At 72.0% G+C, this 17,254-nt stretch carries 16 protein-coding genes; 12 read left to right on the top strand and 4 right to left on the bottom strand.

Going from position 1 to position 17,254, the window contains the following annotated elements; genetic code table 11:
* Nucleotides 1–169: 169 nt before the first annotated feature.
* Nucleotides 170–2,401, top strand: coding sequence for a heavy metal translocating P-type ATPase (locus BW996_RS03505; RefSeq protein WP_310732043.1), 2,232 nt, complete (start codon nt 170–172; stop codon nt 2,399–2,401).
* Nucleotides 2,402–2,410: 9 nt separating this feature from the next.
* On the opposite strand, the gene BW996_RS03500 is transcribed toward BW996_RS03505, so the two are convergent.
* Nucleotides 2,411–3,064 (bottom strand): c-type cytochrome, encoded by a 654-nt coding sequence (locus tag BW996_RS03500; protein WP_037482647.1) that lies wholly within the window; start codon nt 3,062–3,064, stop codon nt 2,411–2,413.
* Between the two features lie 181 nt (nt 3,065–3,245).
* Here BW996_RS03500 and BW996_RS03495 point away from each other — a divergent pair, with 181 nt between their 5' ends.
* The 3 genes from BW996_RS03495 to ubiA all read left to right on the top strand — a co-directional run bounded on the left by BW996_RS03495 (nt 3,246) and on the right by ubiA (nt 7,779).
* Nucleotides 3,246–4,181, top strand: coding sequence for a LysR substrate-binding domain-containing protein (locus BW996_RS03495; RefSeq protein ID WP_037482649.1), 936 nt, complete (start codon nt 3,246–3,248; stop codon nt 4,179–4,181).
* Nucleotides 4,182–4,309: 128 nt separating this feature from the next.
* Complete coding sequence (locus BW996_RS03490; protein WP_051631998.1) at nt 4,310–6,835, top strand: putative bifunctional diguanylate cyclase/phosphodiesterase; 2,526 nt, start codon at nt 4,310–4,312, stop codon at nt 6,833–6,835.
* Nucleotides 6,836–6,912: 77 nt separating this feature from the next.
* Nucleotides 6,913–7,779, top strand: coding sequence for a 4-hydroxybenzoate octaprenyltransferase (gene ubiA / locus BW996_RS03485; RefSeq protein ID WP_037482650.1), 867 nt, complete (start codon nt 6,913–6,915; stop codon nt 7,777–7,779).
* On the opposite strand, the gene pdxA is transcribed toward ubiA, so the two are convergent.
* A complete protein-coding gene (gene pdxA / locus BW996_RS03480) occupies nt 7,780–8,850 on the bottom strand; it encodes a 4-hydroxythreonine-4-phosphate dehydrogenase PdxA (RefSeq protein WP_076458629.1) in 1,071 nt (356 codons plus the stop codon). It lies immediately after the preceding gene.
* Between the two features lie 60 nt (nt 8,851–8,910).
* On the opposite strand from pdxA, the gene hisI reads away from it, so the two are divergent.
* The 6 genes from hisI to tatC are packed head-to-tail and all read left to right on the top strand — an operon-like array spanning nt 8,911 to nt 11,744.
* Nucleotides 8,911–9,318, top strand: a complete 408-nt coding sequence (gene hisI / locus BW996_RS03475) for a phosphoribosyl-AMP cyclohydrolase (RefSeq protein WP_037481936.1) — start codon at nt 8,911–8,913, stop codon at nt 9,316–9,318.
* Between the two features lie 20 nt (nt 9,319–9,338).
* Nucleotides 9,339–9,677, top strand: coding sequence for a phosphoribosyl-ATP diphosphatase (locus tag BW996_RS03470; protein ID WP_037481933.1), 339 nt, complete (start codon nt 9,339–9,341; stop codon nt 9,675–9,677).
* A 41-nt stretch (nt 9,678–9,718) separates the two neighbouring features.
* Nucleotides 9,719–10,066 (top strand): histidine triad nucleotide-binding protein, encoded by a 348-nt coding sequence (locus BW996_RS03465; protein ID WP_037481929.1) that lies wholly within the window; start codon nt 9,719–9,721, stop codon nt 10,064–10,066.
* A 59-nt stretch (nt 10,067–10,125) separates the two neighbouring features.
* Complete coding sequence (gene tatA, locus BW996_RS03460) at nt 10,126–10,377, top strand: Sec-independent protein translocase subunit TatA (RefSeq protein ID WP_037481927.1); 252 nt, start codon at nt 10,126–10,128, stop codon at nt 10,375–10,377.
* Nucleotides 10,378–10,410: 33 nt separating this feature from the next.
* Complete coding sequence (gene tatB / locus BW996_RS03455) at nt 10,411–10,914, top strand: Sec-independent protein translocase protein TatB (RefSeq protein ID WP_037481925.1); 504 nt, start codon at nt 10,411–10,413, stop codon at nt 10,912–10,914.
* A 47-nt stretch (nt 10,915–10,961) separates the two neighbouring features.
* On the top strand, nt 10,962–11,744 hold the full coding sequence (tatC, locus tag BW996_RS03450; protein WP_037481946.1) for a twin-arginine translocase subunit TatC: 783 nt from the start codon (nt 10,962–10,964) through the stop codon (nt 11,742–11,744).
* Here the strand turns inward: tatC and BW996_RS03445 are convergent.
* The gene (locus tag BW996_RS03445; RefSeq protein ID WP_037481922.1) at nt 11,733–12,893 is read right to left on the bottom strand and encodes a S1C family serine protease; all 1,161 of its coding nucleotides are present in this window, start codon (nt 12,891–12,893) and stop codon (nt 11,733–11,735) included. The two genes, tatC and BW996_RS03445, sit on opposite strands and share 12 nt — an antisense overlap.
* A 34-nt stretch (nt 12,894–12,927) precedes the next feature.
* Here BW996_RS03445 and BW996_RS03440 point away from each other — a divergent pair, with 34 nt between their 5' ends.
* Entirely contained in the window at nt 12,928–13,695 is a 768-nt protein-coding gene (locus tag BW996_RS03440; RefSeq protein ID WP_076458626.1) for a Nif3-like dinuclear metal center hexameric protein, read from the top strand.
* A 29-nt stretch (nt 13,696–13,724) separates the two neighbouring features.
* Here BW996_RS03440 and BW996_RS03435 read toward each other — a convergent pair whose 3' ends face one another.
* Nucleotides 13,725–14,561, bottom strand: coding sequence for a DODA-type extradiol aromatic ring-opening family dioxygenase (locus BW996_RS03435; RefSeq protein ID WP_037481920.1), 837 nt, complete (start codon nt 14,559–14,561; stop codon nt 13,725–13,727).
* Between the two features lie 100 nt (nt 14,562–14,661).
* Between BW996_RS03435 and BW996_RS03430 the strand changes: the two genes are divergently transcribed.
* Complete coding sequence (locus tag BW996_RS03430; protein WP_083701026.1) at nt 14,662–17,247, top strand: ABC transporter permease; 2,586 nt, start codon at nt 14,662–14,664, stop codon at nt 17,245–17,247.
* Nucleotides 17,248–17,254 lie beyond the last annotated feature (7 nt).

The raw sequence follows: 17,254 nt of genomic DNA, 5'->3' as shown, positions 1-17,254 counted from the left end.
GCGCCCCGAAGCGACAGGTATTCACGCCCGGAGCCGGCAAGATCCGGCGCTGCCACACCCGACCCGAAAGTGCAGAATCGAAAAGACTGCCGAAAGTCGGCCTCATTCGAACCATGGCAGATTGACAATGCTCAATCACCCTGGCGTATACCCAGGCACAGTCATGACGATGCAAGCGCGCCCCCAGACCGAATTCACCCTGCCGATCGACGGCATGACCTGCGCATCCTGCGTGGCCCGCGTCGAGAAGGCCCTGAAGAAGGTGCCTGGCGTGACCGAGGCCGAGGTCAACCTGGCCACCGAGCAGGCCACCGTGCACACCCGCGATCCGGTGGCACGCGAGACGCTGGCCGCGGCGATCCGCCGCACCGGCTTCGGCGTGCCCGACGAGGCCGCGCCCGACGCGCCGGCGGTCGCGCCGCGCGAGCCGCTCCTGGGCGAGGGCCGGCGGGTGCTGCTGGCGGCGCTGCTGTCGCTGCCGCTGGTGGCACCGATGCTGCTCGAGCCCTTCGGCGTGCAGGCGATGCTGCCCGGCGGCTGGCAAGCGCTGCTGGCCACGCCGGTGCAGTTCTGGCTGGGTGCACGCTTCTACCGCGCCGGCTGGCATGCGCTGCGCGCCGGCAGCGGCAACATGGACCTGCTGGTCGCGCTGGGCACCAGCGCGGCCTATGCGCTGTCACTGTGGCTGCTGATGACGGGCCACGGCCACCATCTCTACTTCGAGAGCGCGGCCGTCGTCATCACGCTGGTGATGCTGGGCAAGTGGCTGGAGTCGCGCGCCAAGCACCGCACCGTCGAGGCGATCCGCGCGCTGCGAGCGCTCGCGCCGGAGACCGCGCGGGTGATCGCGCCCGACGGCTCCGAGCAGGAGCGCCCGCTGGCGCGAGTGCGCGTCGGCGACCGGGTGGTGATCCGGCCGGGCGAGCGGGTGCCGGTCGACGGCGAGATCGTCGAGGGCGCCAGCCACCTGGACGAGTCGCTGCTGACCGGCGAGAGCCTGCCGGTGGCGCGCGAGCCCGGCCAGCGCGTCACCGGCGGCGCGGTCAACGGCGAAGGCCGGCTGATCGTGCGCACACAAGCGATCGGCGCCGAGACCACGCTGGCGCGCATCGTGCGGCTGGTCGAGTCGGCGCAGGCGAAGAAGGCGCCGATCCAGCGCCTGGTCGATCAGGTCAGCGCGGTCTTCGTGCCGGTGGTGATCGTGCTGGCGCTGCTGACGCTGCTGGGCTGGGGCTGGGTCGGCGGCGACTGGGAGGTCGCGCTGCTGCGGGCAGTGGCGGTGCTGGTGATCGCCTGCCCCTGCGCGCTCGGTCTGGCCACGCCGGCGGCGATCATGGTCGGCACCGGCGCGGCGGCGCGCCACGGCATCCTGATCAAGGACGCGCAGGCGCTGGAGGTGGCGCAGGCGGTGCGGGTCGTGGCCTTCGACAAGACCGGCACGCTGACGGCGGGCAAGCCCGCGCTGACCGGCTGCGCGCCGGCCCCCGGCCTGAGCGAGCAGGAAGTGCTGCGCCTGGCCGCGGCGCTGCAGTCGGGCAGCGAGCATCCGCTGGCGCGCGCGGTGAACGAGGCCGCTCGGGCGCAAGCCTCGGCCGCCGCCCCCGCGAGCACCGCCGCCGACCTGCGCGCCAAGCCCGGCCGCGGCGTTTCCGGCACGGTCGAGGGCCGCGCGCTGCGGCTGGGCAGCCAGCGCTGGATGGACGAGCTGGGCGTGGCCACCGCGCCGCTGCACGCGCAGGCCCAGGTCTGGCTGGGCGAAGGCCGCACGCTGTCCTGGCTGGCCGAGATCGTGCCGGACGGCCCGCCGCGCCTGCTCGGCGCACTGGCCTTCGGCGACACGCTCAAGCCGGGCGCCGTCGAGGCCATCGGTCGCCTGCGCGCGATGGGCCTGCACACGCTGCTGCTCAGCGGCGACAACCGCAGCGCGGTCGAGGCCGCCGGGCGGCTGCTGGGCATCGACGAGGTGCGCGCCGAGGTGCTGCCCGGCGACAAGGCCGGCGTGATCCAGGCCCTGCGCGAGGGTGGCCGGAAGGTGGCGATGGTCGGCGACGGCCTGAACGACGCGCCGGCGCTGGCCGCGGCCGACGTCGGCCTGGCCATCACCCACAGCGACGGCACCGGCACCGACGTGGCGATGCATGCGGCCGGCATCACGCTGATGCGCGGCGACCCCGGCGCGGTGGCCGACGCGATCGACATCTCGCGGCGCACCACGCGCAAGATCCGCCAGAACCTGTTCTGGGCCTTCGTCTACAACATCGTCGGCATTCCGCTGGCGGCGGCCGGGCTGCTGAGCCCGGTGGTGGCCGGCGCGGCGATGGCCGCCAGCAGCGTCAGCGTCATCAGCAATGCGCTGCTGCTGTCGCGCTGGCGGCCGGGTCCAGGCCTGGACAAGCGCTGAAGAACCGGCTCAGCGGAAGCGACCCTGGGTGACCGTTCGCAGGTCGCCCGGCAGCGCGGCGATGTGATCGGCCATCGCCTTCAGCTCGGCTGCGTTGTAGGGCTTGGCCATGCCGGCCATGATCGCGTTGCCGCGCCCGGTGTTGCGGCCGTTGCCGCCCTGATAGGCCTTCAGCGCGACGAACAGGTAGTCGGCATGCTGGCCGGCCAGCTTCGGGTAGCTGCCGTCGATCGGCTTGTTCAGGTTCTCGCCGTGGCAGGACATGCAGTTGCCACGCTTGAGCAGCTCGGCCACCTGCTCGCTCGGGGCGGCAGCGGCGGCAGTGCTGGCCGCCGGCGGGTGGCTGGCGTAGTAGGCCGACAGGTCGGCGATGTCCTGATCGGTCAGCGAGCCGGCCACGCCACGCATCGTCGGATGGCGGCGCTCGCCGCTGCGGTAGCCGTTCAGCGCCGCGGCGATGTACTTGGCGCCCTGCCCGGAGATCATCGGCACCTGATGGACCTCGGGAAAGCTGGCGCGATAGTTCGGGATGCCGTGGCAGCCGATGCACATCGCCGCCTTGCGCTGGCCGGCGGCCGGATCACCGGTCACATCCTGAGCCTGTGCACCAAGAACCATCGTGGCGAGGACACAGGCCGTCGCGGCGTGAAGGAAAGGGATCATGGCAATGGATGGGCAACGGTTTGATGCCGATCAATGAAGTTTGATCGATTATAGATACGGATCAATGCAGCAGGCAGCGCTGACGGATAGTGAAAACCCTTCGGTCGGCTGCACGGAAATGCAGCGCACCAACCAAAAGAGGGCCATGACACCGGTACGGGTTTTCCGCACAATCGGCGGCATGACCCTTACCGAACTGCGCTACATCGTCGCGGTCGCGCGCGAGCGACATTTCGGGCGCGCGGCCGAGGCGTGCTTCGTCTCGCAGCCCACCCTGTCGGTGGCCATCAAGAAGCTCGAGGAAGAACTCGAGGTCAAGATCTTCGAGCGCGGCGGCAGCGAAGTCTCGGTCACGCCGCTGGGCGAGGACATCGTGCGCCAGGCCCAGGTCACGCTGGAGAGCGCCGCCTCGATCAAGGAGATCGCCCGGCGCGGCAAGGACCCGCTGGCCGGGCCGCTGCGACTGGGCGTGATCCACACCATCGGCCCCTATCTTCTGCCGGACCTGGTGCGCAACACGATTGCGCAGGTGCCTCAGATGCCGCTGATGCTGCAGGAGAACTTCACCGTGCGCCTGCTCGAGATGCTGCGCACCGGCGAGCTCGACTGCACCGTGCTGGCCGAGCCCTTTCCCGACACCGGCCTGGCGATCGCGCCGCTCTACGACGAGCCCTTCATGGTCGCGGTGCCGCGTGATCATCCGCTGGCCACGCGCGAGCGCATCTCCTCGGCGGAGCTGAAGCAGGAGACCATGCTGCTGCTGGGTACCGGCCACTGCTTCCGCGACCATGTGCTCGAGGTCTGCCCGGAGTTCGCCCGCTTCGCCAGCGACGCGGAGGGCATCCGCAAGAGCTTCGAGGGCTCGTCGCTGGAGACGATCCGTCACATGGTCGCCTCCGGCATGGGGCTGACCGTGGTGCCGCAGCTGTCGATCCCGCCCGGCGCCGGCACCGACCGCGATGCGCTGGTGCGCTACCTGCCCTTCGCCGATCCGGTGCCGACCCGCCGGGTGGTGCTGGCCTGGCGCCGATCCTTCACCCGCTACGAGGCGATCGCGGCGCTGCGCAACGCGATCATGAGCTGCCCGCTCGAGGGCGTGCGGCGCATCACCGACTGACACCGAAACCTGGGGGCCTTTGGCCCCCTGCCCGCACGGCGCTCAGCTCAAGGCACGGCGCACGGATGCCGAAAGCCGGGAACAGGACATCTCCGGATGTCCATTTCTCCGCTTTCGCGCCCCCGCTGATGCCCGCACCGAAGACCGCCCACCGCTCCTCGTCCTCTGCGCCCCGCGCCTCGCCGCGTGTGCCGGCCCGTGCGACACCGCGCCCTGCGCGCCCGGCCTCCGACCGCCGCCGCGAAGATCGGCGGCGCACGCTGCAGGCCTCCGACGAGGCGATCGAGGCCCGCGTGCGGCTGCGCCAGCATGCAGCGGTGGTGCGGGCGCTGCCGTGGATGTCGGTGATGTCGGCGCTGGGCGCGCTGTCGGTGGCCGCAGCGGCGCCCCCGACCGTGCCTCAGGCACCGCTGTGGGGCTGGCTGGTGGCGCTGATGGTGCTGACGCTCGGCCATCTGCAGTTCTGGCACCAGTGCCGCCGCCAAGGTCGGCCGCTGCACATCCACCGCCGCCGCATCGGTGCCTACGAGCTGCAGGCCGGCCTGACCGGGCTGCTGTGGAGCGCTCCGCCGGTGCTGATGGCCTTCGGCGGGGATGCGACCCTGGGCGTGGTCGGCGGCGCCACGCTGATGACGGTGCTGTGCGCCGGGTCGCTGACCCTGCTGTCGATGCCGCGGGCGCTGCATGCCTTTCTCGGCCTGCTCAGCCTGGGTCCGGTGATCGGCGCGGGCCTGCAAGGCGGGCTGCCGGCCTGGAGCCTGCTGCTGCAGTGGCTGCTGCTGGCCGGCATCGCGATCGCCAGCAGCCGCGGCGTGCAGCGCAACCTGCATGCGCGGGTCAGCGCCGAGGTCAAGTCCGATCACCAGATGCAGCTGGTCGGCCTGCTGCTGCGCGACTTCGAGGAGCAGGGCAGCGACGTGATCTGGGAGATCGACGCCGGCGGCCGCCTCTGCCATGTCTCCAGCCATCTGGCCGAGGCGCTCGGGCGCGAGGCCGCCACGCTGAACGACCGCTCGCTGCTGGGCCTGCTGGCCGAGCTGCAGAAGGATCTGCCCGAGAGCGAGCGGGAATCGGCCGGTCAGCTCCATGAGCGGCTCACCGAGGGCCAGCCCTTCCGCGACGTGCTGCTGCCGATGATGGTCGGCGGCCAGCAGCGCTGGTGGTCGATGACCGCCAAGCCGCTGGTCAACGAACGCGGCACGCCGGTGGGCTGGCGCGGCGTGGCCCGCGACGTCACCCAGGCCCGCCATGCCGATCGGCGCCTGACCTGGCTGGCGCACAACGACACCCTGACCGGCCTGACCAACCGGGCGCACTTCCGGGTGCTGCTGGAGAAGGTGCTCGGCGGCGCCAAGGCCCGCGAGCAGGCCGGCGGCCCGCCGCACTGCGGCGCGGTGATGTGCCTGGACCTGGACGGCTTCAAGAATGTCAACGACACCCTGGGCCACGCCACCGGCGACGCGCTGCTGGTCGAGGTGGCACGCCGCCTCAAGGAGGCAGCCGGACGCGGCCAGGTGGTGGCGCGGCTCGGCGGCGACGAGTTCGCGGTGCTGATGCGCTCGGTGCGGCAGGACGAGGAGATCGGGGCGGCCGGCCAGCGCATCATCGAGGCGATGCGTGCGCCCTGCGAGGTCATGGGGGCGGCGGTGCCGGTGCGGGTGAGCGTCGGCATCGCGCGCTTCCCGCAGGACGGCATGACGGTCGACGAGATGATGCAGCACGCCGACCTGGCGCTGTACGACGCCAAGAGCCATGCGCCCGGCTCGGTGCGCTTCTTCGTCGCGCGGCTGGGCGAGCAGGTGCGCCGCCGCCTGGTGCTCGAGCGCGACCTGCGCGAAGCCATCGAGCGCGGCCAGCTCGAGCTGCATTTCCAGCCCAAGGTCAGCCTGCGCGACTGGACGGTGACCGGCTTCGAGGCGCTGCTGCGCTGGAATCATCCGGAGCACGGCCCGATCTCGCCGGTCGAGTTCATTCCGGTGGCCGAGGAAAGCGGCCTGATCCTGCAGATGGGCGAGTGGGCCCTCGGCCAGGCCTGCCTGGAGGCGGCGCGCTGGCCCGATCCGCTGCAGGTGGCGGTCAACATCTCGCCGGTGCAGGTGATGGCGCAGAACCTGCCCGACGCGGTGCAGCGCGCGCTGCAGCGCAGCGGCCTGGCGCCGCACCGGCTCGAGCTGGAGATCACCGAATCGGTCTTCATCAACGAGACGCGCGGCACGGTGGAGCGGCTGCATGCGCTGGGCCGGCTGGGCGTGCAGATCGCGCTGGACGACTTCGGCACCGGCTACTCCTCGCTGGCCTACCTGCGCCGCTTCCCCTTCGACACGCTGAAGATCGACCGCGCCTTCGTGCGCGAGCTGCTGATCAGCCGCGACGCACGCTCGATCGTGCGCAACATCCTGGCGCTGGCGCAGTCGCTGCGCATGTCCACCGTGGCCGAGGGCGTCGAGGAGCCGATGCAGGTCAGCGTGCTCGAGGCCGAAGGCTGCGACATGGTGCAGGGCTACTACGCCTCGCGGCCGATGCCGGCCCGCGACGTGCTCGAGTTCGTGCTGAACTGGGGCGAGCGCCACCGCCCGGACCGCCCGCGCGACTTCGACCTGGCCAACACCGAGACTGCCGCACTGCCGCAGACGCTGCCGGAAACGCTGATCTGAAAGGCGACGAACAGCGACGAACAGCGACGAGCGGCGACAATGGCGGCCCTGCCCGACCGCCTCTGCCTCGCCGCGCGATGACCGCCCTCGCCTCCCGCCTGCCGCTCTACCTCGACCTGATCCGCTGGAACCGCCCGGCCGGCTGGCTGCTGCTGCTGTGGCCGACGCTCTCGGCGCTGTGGCTGGCCGCCGGCGGCTGGCCGGGGCTGCACCTGCTGCTGGTGTTCACGCTGGGCACGATCCTGATGCGCAGTGCCGGCTGCTGCATCAACGACGTGGCCGACCGCGACTTCGACCGCCATGTCAAGCGCACCGCGCAGCGCCCGATCACCTCCGGCGCGATGGGCGTGAAAGAGGCGCTCGGCCTGGGCGCCGCGCTGGCGCTGGTCGCCTTCGCGCTGGTGCTGACGACCAACGCGCCCACCATCGCGATCTCGTTCGCCGCGCTGGCGATCACGATGGCCTACCCCTACGCCAAGCGCTTCGTCGCGATGCCGCAGGCGGTGCTGGGCGTGGCCTTCAGCGTCGGCATCCCGATGGCCTTCACCGCGGTGCGCGGCACGGTCGACCCGCTGGCCTGGGCGCTGGTGATCGGCAACCTGTTCTGGGTGCTGGCCTACGACACCGAGTACGCGATGGTCGACCGCGACGACGACCTGAAGATCGGCATCCGCACCTCGGCGATCACGCTGGGGCGCGCCGACGTCGCCGCGGTGATGCTGTTCTACGGCCTGTACCTGGCGATCTGGTCCTGGGCGGCGCTGCAGGCCGGCCTGGGCGGCGCCTTCTGGCTGGGCATCGCCGCGGCGGCCGCGCAGGTGGGCTGGCATTTCACGCTGATCCGGGGCCGCAGCCGCGAGGGGTGCTTCCGCGCCTTCCGCGAGAACCACTGGGTGGGCTTCGCGGTCTTCGCCGGCTACGTGCTGGATCTGGCGCTGCGCTGATCAGCCCGCAACCCCTGCGGCGAGCCGGCGCGCCATCGTCAGCGCCGCCACCAGGCTGTCGGCCTCGGCGCGGCCCTGTCCGGCGATGTCGAAGGCGGTGCCGTGGTCCGGGCTGGTGCGCACGAAGGGCAGGCCCAGCGTGACGTTCACCCCCTGCTCGACGCCCAGGTACTTCACCGGGATCAGGCCCTGGTCGTGGTACATCGCCAGCACCAGGTCGAACTCGCCGCGGCGCGCGCGCATGAAGATGGTGTCGGGCGGGAACGGCCCCTGCGCGTCGATGCCTTCGGCGCGGGCGGCGGCGATCGCCGGCGCGATGATCTCGATCTCCTCGCGGCCGAACAGCCCGCCCTCGCCCGCATGCGGATTGAGCCCCGCCACCGCGATGCGCGGGCGCGGCTGCCCCCACAGCGCCGCCGAGGCGTGGCTGATGCGCAGCGTCGAGAGCACCGCGTCGAAGCTCACCCGGTCGATCGCCTCGCGCAGCGCGCAGTGGATGGTCACCAGCACCGTGCGCAGCTCCTCGTTGGCCAGCATCATGCGCACGTCGGCCGGGCGGCCGTGGCGCGCGCTCTCGTCGGCCAGCAGCTCGGTGTGACCGGGAAAGGGCTCGCCGGCGGCGGCCAGCGCCTCCTTGTGGATCGGCGCGGTGACCAGGCCGGCGATCTCGCCGCGCATCGCCAGCGCGACCGCGTCGCGGATGCACGCCGCCGCCAGCCGGCCGGCGCGCGCGTCGACCGTGCCCCACGGCGCCTGGGCCAGCGCGGGCTCGCGGTGGCTGGGCAGCAGCACCGGCAGCGCCCCCGGCGGCACCTCGGCCAGATCGGCCACCGTGTCGATCACCGCGATCGGCACCTCGGGCACATCGTCGAGGCGGCGCAGCGCCCGCGCGGCCCGGCGCAGCACCGCGGGCTCGCCGATGACCACCACGCCCGCGCCGACGCGGCCCTCGCGCCAGGCGCGCACGATGATCTCCGGGCCGATGCCCAGCGCGTCGCCCAGCGTCAGGGCAAGCGGGCGGACAGGTGCAGAGGAAAAGGAAGCGGCGGCGGTGTGCAGATCGGTCGTCATGCCCCGATTGTCATGGACTCGTCGCGGACCGCTTCGTGACGGTTGCTACACTCCACCGCCATGGACTGGCTGGAAAGAATCACCTGGACTGCCGACGGCCTCGTGCCGGTGATCGCGCAGGAGAAGGACAGCGGCGACGTGCTGATGTTCGCGTGGATGAACCGCGAGGCGCTGGCGCGCACCGCCGAGCTCGGCGAGGCGGTCTACTGGAGCCGCTCGCGCCATCGCCTCTGGCACAAGGGCGAGGAATCGGGCCATGTGCAGAAGGTGCATTCGATCCGCATCGACTGCGACCAGGACGTGGTGCTGCTGCGCATCACCCAGCTCGGCCACGAGCCCGGCATCGCCTGCCACACCGGCCGCCATTCCTGCTTCTTCGAGGAACTGCACACCACGGCCGACGGTCAAAAGGCGTGGCAGGCGGTCGATCCGGTCCTGAAGGATCCCGCCACCATCTACCGCTCATGAGCACTCGCGTTCCCGACCCGATGACCGACCCCCTCGACCCCTCTCGCGACAGCTTGGCCCGTCTGGCCGAGGTGATCGCCTCGCGCCGCGGCGGTGACCCCGACAAGAGCTATGTCGCGCGCCTGTTCCACAAGGGCACCGACACCATCCTGAAGAAGGTCGGCGAGGAGGCCACCGAGGTGGTCATCGCCGCCAAGGACGGCGATCCGGCCAAGATCGTCTACGAGGTCGCCGACCTGTGGTTCCACAGCATCGTCGCGCTGGCGCAGTTCGGCCTGACGCCGGCGCAGGTGATCGCCGAGCTCGAGCGCCGCGAGGGCCTGTCGGGCCTGACCGAGTTCGCCAGCCGGCCGCGCTGAGCCGCACACCGCCCCTTTCACGCATCGACGGAGCTGCCGCCATGAGCCACGACCCGAACTGCATCTTCTGCCGCATCGCCGCCGGCGAGATTCCCGCGCAGAAGGTCCATGAGGACGACGAGCTGATCGCCTTCAAGGACATCCGCCCGGCCGCGCCGGTGCATCTGCTGATCATCCCGCGCGAGCACATCGCCACGCTGGCCGACGCCGAGCCGCGCCACCAGGCGCTGCTCGGCCGCATGGCGCTGCTGGCGACGAAGCTGGCGCGCGAGCATGGCGCCGACAACGGCTTCCGCACGGTGATCAACACCGGCCCGGACGGCGGCCAGGAGGTCTACCACCTCCACATGCATGTCATGGGCGGTCCGCGCCCCTGGAAACAGGGCTGAGGCGCCCCACCTAGAATCCCGACCACCCACCGCACCCGCAGCACTCACGGAGCACCCTCATGGGCCTGTCCACCACTCACCTGATCATCTTCCTCGTCATCATCGTGCTGGTCTTCGGCACGAAGAAGCTCAAGAACATCGGCTCCGACCTCGGCTCGGCGGTCAAGGGCTTCAAGGATGGCGTGAAGGACGGCGACAAGCCGGCCGCCGACGCAGCCGCCCAGCCGACCACGACCGCCACCGCGCAGGTCGCCGAGAAGCGCGTCGACAACAGCCAGGCGATCGACGTCGAGGCCCGCACCAAGCAGTGATCCGCTGAACCGGATCTCCTCGGGAACCCCTGAATGCTCGACATAGGCATTTCGAAGCTGATGCTGGTGGCCGGCATCGCGCTGGTCGTGATCGGTCCGGAGCGGCTGCCCAAGGTCGCGCGCATGGCCGGCACGCTGCTCGGCCGCGCGCAGCGCTATGTCGCCGACGTCAAGGCCGAGGTCAACCGCTCGATGGAGCTCGACGAGCTCAACAAGGTGCGCCGCGAGTTCGAGACCGCCGCGCGCGATGTCGGCCAGTCGGTCTCCTCGAGCCTGGACTCGGCCACCGGCCAGATCAACGCGGCCCTGAGCGGCCCGGGCAGCACCGGCACGGACGACGACGGCGCCCCGACCTACGAGCCCTACGAGTGGGACAGCTCGCCGGCGGTGCCGACCTATGTGCACCCGCGCAAGAAATGGCGCGTCAAGCGTGGCGCCATTCCGCAGTGGTACAAGCAGCGCGAAGGCGTGCGCCGGCATGTGCAGTCCGGCGCCGCGCGGGTCGCGCGCTTTCGTCCGCCGCGCCGCAGCGTCTGATCATCCGTCCCGCCCGGCGGGACTTCTCCTTGCGCCCCCACCCCATCGTGAGTTCGAGCCCTGACCCCCAACCCGACGAGCTCGCCGGGACCGAAGCGCCCTTCGTCAGCCACCTGATCGAGCTGCGCGACCGCCTGCTGCACTCGGTCTACGGCGTCGGCGCCATCTTCATCCTGCTGTGCCTCTATCCCGGCCCGTCCCAGGTCTATGACCTGCTGGCGCTGCCGCTGGTGAAGTCGCTGCCGGAAGGCTCGAAGATGATCGCCGTCGGCGTCGTCTCGCCCTTCCTGATCCCGATCAAGGTCACGCTGCTGGCCGGCTTCGGCGTCGCGCTGCCCTGGGTGCTCTACCAGGTCTGGGCCTTCGTGGCCCCGGGCCTGTACCGCCATGAGCAGCGTCTGGTGCTGCCGCTGGTGGCCAGCAGCACGATCCTGTTCTACCTTGGCGTGGCCTTCTGCTACTTCTTCGTTTTCGGCCAGGCCTTTCCGGCGATCCAGAAGATGGCGCCGGCCTCGGTGGCGGTCAGCCCGGACATCGAGGCCTATCTCGACTTCGTGCTGACGATGTTCATCGCCTTCGGCGTGGCCTTCGAGGTGCCGGTGGCGGTGGTGGTGCTGGCGCGCCTGGGGGTGGTAACCGTCGAGCAGCTGCGCGAGTGGCGGCGCTACTTCTGGGTCGCCGCCGCGGCGGTGGCCGGTCTGGTGACGCCGCCAGACGCAGTGTCGATGATCGCGCTGCTGGTGCCGATGGGCCTGCTCTACGAGGTCGGCATCTGGGCGGCGGGCTTCTTCCTGAAGTACTCGGCCGCCCCGGACTCCTCAGCGTCCTGAGCCGGACGATCCCCGCGCGGTCCGCGCCTTGGGCCGCTGCGCCACCCGCACCGTCAGCTCGAGCTGCTGGCGGCCGCGGTGCACCGACAGCACCGCCTGCGTCTGGGGCTTCAGCCCGGCCACCGCATCGAGCAGCTGCGCGGTGTTCATCACTGGGGTGCCGGCCACCTTGACCACCACGTCGCCCGGCTGCACGCCGGCCGCGCTGGCCGGGCCGTCCTGCAGCACGCCGGTGATCAGCACGCCGCGCTCGACCTCCAGCCCGAAGGACTCGGCCATGTCGCGGGTCAGATCGCTGGGCTGTACGCCGATCCAGCCGCGGGTGACCACGCCCTCGGTGATCAGGCCCTCCATCACCTGGCGAGCGGTGGCCACCGGAATCGCGAAGCCGATGCCCATGCTGCCGCCCGAGCGCGAGTAGATCGCGGTGTTGATGCCCAGCAGCTGGCCGTTGATGTCGACCAGCGCGCCCCCCGAGTTGCCCGGATTGATCGCCGCATCGGTCTGGATGAAGTTCTCGAAGGTGTTGAGCCCCAGGCCGCTGCGGCCGACCGCGCTGACGATGCCCGAGGTCACCGTCTGGCCGACATTGAACGGATTGCCGATGGCCAGCACGATGTCGCCGACCTGCAGCGCGTCGGCATCGCCGAAGGTGATCGCCGGCAGGCCGCCAAGATCGACTTTCAGCACCGCCAGATCGCTGTCCGGATCGGTGCCGACCACCTTGGCGGCGACCCGCCGACCATCGGCCAGACCGATCTCGATCTGCTCGGCGTTGTCGATGACATGGTTGTTGGTCAGCAGATAGCCGTCCGGCGAGACGATGACCGCCGAGCCGGTGCCGGCGCTGCTGCCGCCGTCGGGGTCGCCGAAATGGCGGCGCAGGGCGTCGCTGGCGCTGGCCGAGCCCTCGGCCGCCGAGGTCATCACGCTGACCACCGAGGGCGAGGCACGCCGTGCGGCCGGCGCGTAGCTGCCGGGGCTGCTGGCCCCGTCCAGCGGCAGGGGGGCCGCCTGGATGATGCTGAACTGCACCGGCGCACTGCCCGGGCGCCCGCCCAGCCACTGCGGCTTGAGCGTGGCCAGCACGAAGACGGCAGCCAGCGCCACCGTGACGGCCTGCGAGAATATGAGCCAGAGCCTGCGCATGGAAGAACCGGAGAGAGAATTGGCTGAGAACCTGATGACCGACGACGCCGGCGCGGACCGCGATGCGCTGGCAGGCTGGATGGACCGACTGCTCGAAAGCGGTCGATTTTCGGATTATGGTCCCAACGGCCTGCAGGTCGAGGGCCGGCGCCGGGTGCGGCGCGTCGTCAGCGGCGTGACCGCCAGCCTGGCGCTGATCGAGGCCGCCGCAGCCGAGGGCGCCGACGCGATCGTCGTGCACCACGGCCTGTTCTGGCGCGGCCAGGACGGCCGGGTCACCGGCTGGATGAAGCGCCGGCTGGCTGCGCTGCTCGCGCACGACATCAGCCTCTACGCCTACCACCTGCCGCTGGACGCGCACCCGGAGGTCGGCAACAACGCCCGGCTGGGCGCCGAGCTGGGCCTGACGGTGGAGGGCAGCTTCGGCGACAAGGCGCTCGGGCTGATCGGCGCGCCGGCGGGCGGCCCCTGCGCGCTCGCGGACCTGACGGCGCGCGTACAGGCCACGCTGGGCCGCGCGCCTGTGGTCGCGCCCGGCGACGGCCGGCCGGTGCGGCGGGTGGCCTGGTGCACCGGCGGCGCCCAGGGCTACTTCGAGGCGGCGATCGCCGCCGGCGCCGATGTCTACCTGACCGGCGAGATCTCCGAGCCGCAGGCGCACATCGCGCGCGAGACGGGCTGCGCCTTTCTCGCCTGCGGCCACCACGCCACCGAGCGCTACGGCGCGCGCGCGCTGGGCGAGCGGCTCGCGGCCGAGTTCGGCCTGCAGCACCGCTTCATCGATCTGGACAATCCGGCCTGATCGCGTCGGGGCCGGGCCGGAAGCGTCGCTCAGGCGGCCTGCAGCGCCTGCTTCAGCCGCTCGGCCTGCGGGCCGAAGGCGTAGCCGTCCATCGCCAGCACGCCGGCATCGACGCTGTCGTGGATGCGCACGCCCGGCGTGTCGCCGCCGGCCCCGGCCGCGACATAGAAAGGCAGCCAGTGCTCGTCGGTCGGATGCTGCTGTGCGGCCTCGGGCGCCTGGCGGCGGTAGTCGAACAGCGCCGGCCAGTCGCGCACGGCGGCGCGGTCACGGACCCAGTCCTGGAAGGCGACGACATCGGCGGCAGCCGGATCGACCGCACCGCGCAGGCCGAAGAAGCGGCGCAGGTTGTGCGTCATCGCGCCGCTGCCGATCACCAGCACGCCCTCGGCGGCCAGCGGCGCCAGCGCCGCGCCGATCGCCCATTGCTGCGCCGGCGAGGCCGTCGGCACCAGCGTCAGCGGGACCACCGGCACCTCGGCGCCCGGCCAGGCGCGCTTCATCACCGTCCAGATGCCGTGATCGAGACCTTCGGCCTCGACCGCCGGCGCCTCGATGCCGGCCGCGGCCAGCAGCCGGGAGGCCTGAAGCGCCAGAGCCGGCGCGCCCTTCGCGTCATAGCGCTGCGCGTACAGCTCGGCCGGAAAGCCGCCGAAGTCGTGAATCGCCGGATGGCGCGCACCGGCCAGCACCATCGGCTGGCGGGTCGAGGAATGCGGCGACACCACCAGTGCCGCCCGCGGCCGGCCGAAGGTGCGCTCGATCACCGGGCCAAGCCGGTCGAGGAAGCGGGCCGCCGGCGAATCCTCGATCGCGATCATCGGGGAGCCGTGGGACAGATAGAGGGTGGGCAGCGAGGTGTTCATGGTGAATCCATTGCAGCATGGCCGGCACCCCGTGATGTTCTGCGACTTTGCACGCTGCGTTCTGAAGCGGCTCGAACCCTGGTGTAAGGTCCGGAGCACCATGAGCGCCACTGCCCTGCCCGCCCGCCCCGCGACCGTCCCCCCTCCCCGCCCGCCGGCGGTCACCACCCTGGCCTGGCGCCAGCTGCTGCGCGACTTCCGCGCCGGCGAGCTGCGGCTGATGCTGGTGGCTGTCGCGCTGGCGGTGGCGGCGCTGTGCGCGGTCGGCTTCTTCGCCGACCGGCTGGCGGCCGGACTGTCGCGCGACGCGCTGACGATGCTCGGGGGTGACGCGGTCATCGCCAGCGACCAGCCCCTGCCGGCGACCTTCGACGACACCGCACGGCGCATGGGCCTGCAGCGCGCCACCAGCGCCCGCTTCCCCAGCATGGCGCGCGCGCCCGACGAGCGCGGCGGCGCGATCCGGCTGGTCTCGGTCAAGGCGGTGGCCAGCACCTATCCGCTGCGCGGCGAGCTGCAGGTGGCGCTGCGCGCCGAAGGTCCGACCGAGATCCGCCGCCAGGGCCCGCAGGCCGGCGAGGTCTGGGTCGAGGCCGCGGTGCTCGACAGCCTGGGGCTGACGGTCGGCGACACGCTGATGCTGGGCGAGCGCGGCCTGCGCATCGGCGCGCTGCTGCGCGCCGAGCCAGACCGCGATGCCGGCTTCGTCAGCTTCGCGCCCCGGGTGCTGATGGCCGAAGCCGATCTGGACTCGACGGGCCTGATCCAGCCCGCCAGCCGGGTGAGCTGGCGCCTGGCGGTGGCCGCGCCCGATGGCGAGCGACGCCAGACTGCGGTGCGCGGCTTCGTCGCCTGGTCCGAGACCGCGATCGAGGCGGGCCGGCTGCGCGGCGTGCGCATCGAGTCGATCGAGAACGCCCGCCCGGAAATGCGCCAGGCGCTGGACCGGGCCAGCCAGTTCCTGCAGCTGGTGGCGGTGCTGGCGGCGCTGCTGGCGGCGGTGGCGGTCGGCATCGCCGCGCGCGGCTTCGCGGCGCGTCACCTGGACGCCTGCGCACTGATGCGGGTGCTGGGCCTGTCGCAGCGGCGCATCGCCGCCATCTATGCGCTGGAGCTGCTGATGGTCGGCCTGGCCGCCAGCGTGCTGGGCGTGCTGCTGGGCCTGGCGGTGCATGAGGTCTTCGTGCGGCTGCTGGCCGGACTGGTCGAGAGCGACCTGCCCGCGCCCAGCCTGCGCCCGGGCCTGTTCGGCCTGGGCACCGGCCTGGTGCTGCTGGCGGCCTTCGGGCTGCCGCCGGTGCTGCAGCTCGCGCGCGTGCCGCCGCTGCGGGTGCTGCGCCGCGATCTGGGCGGACTGCGGCCGACCTCGCTGGGCGTGCTCGGCGCCGGGCTGGCCGGCTACGCCGCGCTGCTGATGTCGGTGGCCGACGACGCCAAGCTCGGTGCGATCGCGGTCGGCGGCTTCGCGGCGGCCTGGGCCCTCTTCGCCGGCGTGGCCTGGCTGGCGGTACGCCTGCTGCGCCGCGCGGTGCCGGAGGTCGGCGCGCCGCGCTGGCTGGCGCTGGCCACCCGCCAGATCGGCGCCCGCCCGGCGCTGGCGGTGCTGCAGGTCAGCGCGCTGGCCATCGGCCTGATGGCCCTGATGGTCCTGGTGCTGATGCGCACCGATCTGGTCGACAGCTGGCGCGCCGCCACGCCGGCCAATGCGCCAAATCGCTTCATCATCAACATCCAGCCCGACCAGGCCACGGACTTCCGCCGCACGGTCGAGCAGGCCGGCGTCAGCGGCTACGACTGGTACCCGATGATCCGCGGCCGGCTGACCACGATCAACGGCCGGGCGGTCAGCCCGGCCAGCTTCTCCGACGACCGGGCGCAGCGCCTGGTCGAGCGCGAGTTCAACCTCAGCCATGCCGCGACGCTGCCGACGCACAACACGCTGGCGGGCGGGCGCTGGCAGGCCGACGAGGCCGACGGGCTGAGCGTCGAGGAAGGCCTGGCGCGCACGCTCGGCCTGAAGCTGGGCGACCGCATGGGCTTCGACATCGCCGGCACGGTGGTGGAGGGCCGCATCACCAGCCTGCGCCGGGTCGACTGGGGCTCGATGCGGGTCAACTTCTTCGTGATGTTCCCGCGCGCGGCCATGCCGGAGCTGCCGGCGACCTACATCTCGGCGCTGCGGGCGCCTGCGCAGGCCGGATTCGACGCCCAGCTGGCGCGCGACTATCCCAACCTGACCGTGGTCGATGTGTCGCAGCAGATCGCGCAGGTGCAGAAGGTGCTGGATCAGGTGATCCGCGCGGTCGAGTTCCTGTTCGGCTTCACGCTGGCGGCCGGCCTGCTGGTGCTGTTCGCCGCCGTCAGCGCCACCCGCGAATCACGCGCCCGGGAGTTCGCGCTGCTGCGCGCGATGGGTGCCGGCAGCGCGCTGCTGCGCCATGTGCAGCGCACCGAGCTGCTCGGCCTGGGCGCGCTGGCGGGGCTGCTGGCGGCCGTGGCGGCGGTGGCGGTGAGCTGGGCGCTGGCGCGCCAGGTGTTCGGCTTCGCCTGGACGCCCTCGCCCTGGGTGCCGCTGGCCGGCACCGCAGCCGGGGCGCTGATGGCCGCGCTGGCGGGCTGGTGGAGCCTGCGCGGCGTGCTGCAGCGGCCGGTCAGCGAGACGCTGCGCCAGGCCGCGACCGACTGATCCTCGC

The organism is Sphaerotilus natans (genome assembly GCF_900156335.1).
In the GTDB taxonomy this organism is placed as follows: Bacteria; Pseudomonadota; Gammaproteobacteria; order Burkholderiales; family Burkholderiaceae_C; genus Sphaerotilus; species Sphaerotilus natans.
This window is presented reverse-complemented; position numbering and strand designations above follow the sequence as displayed.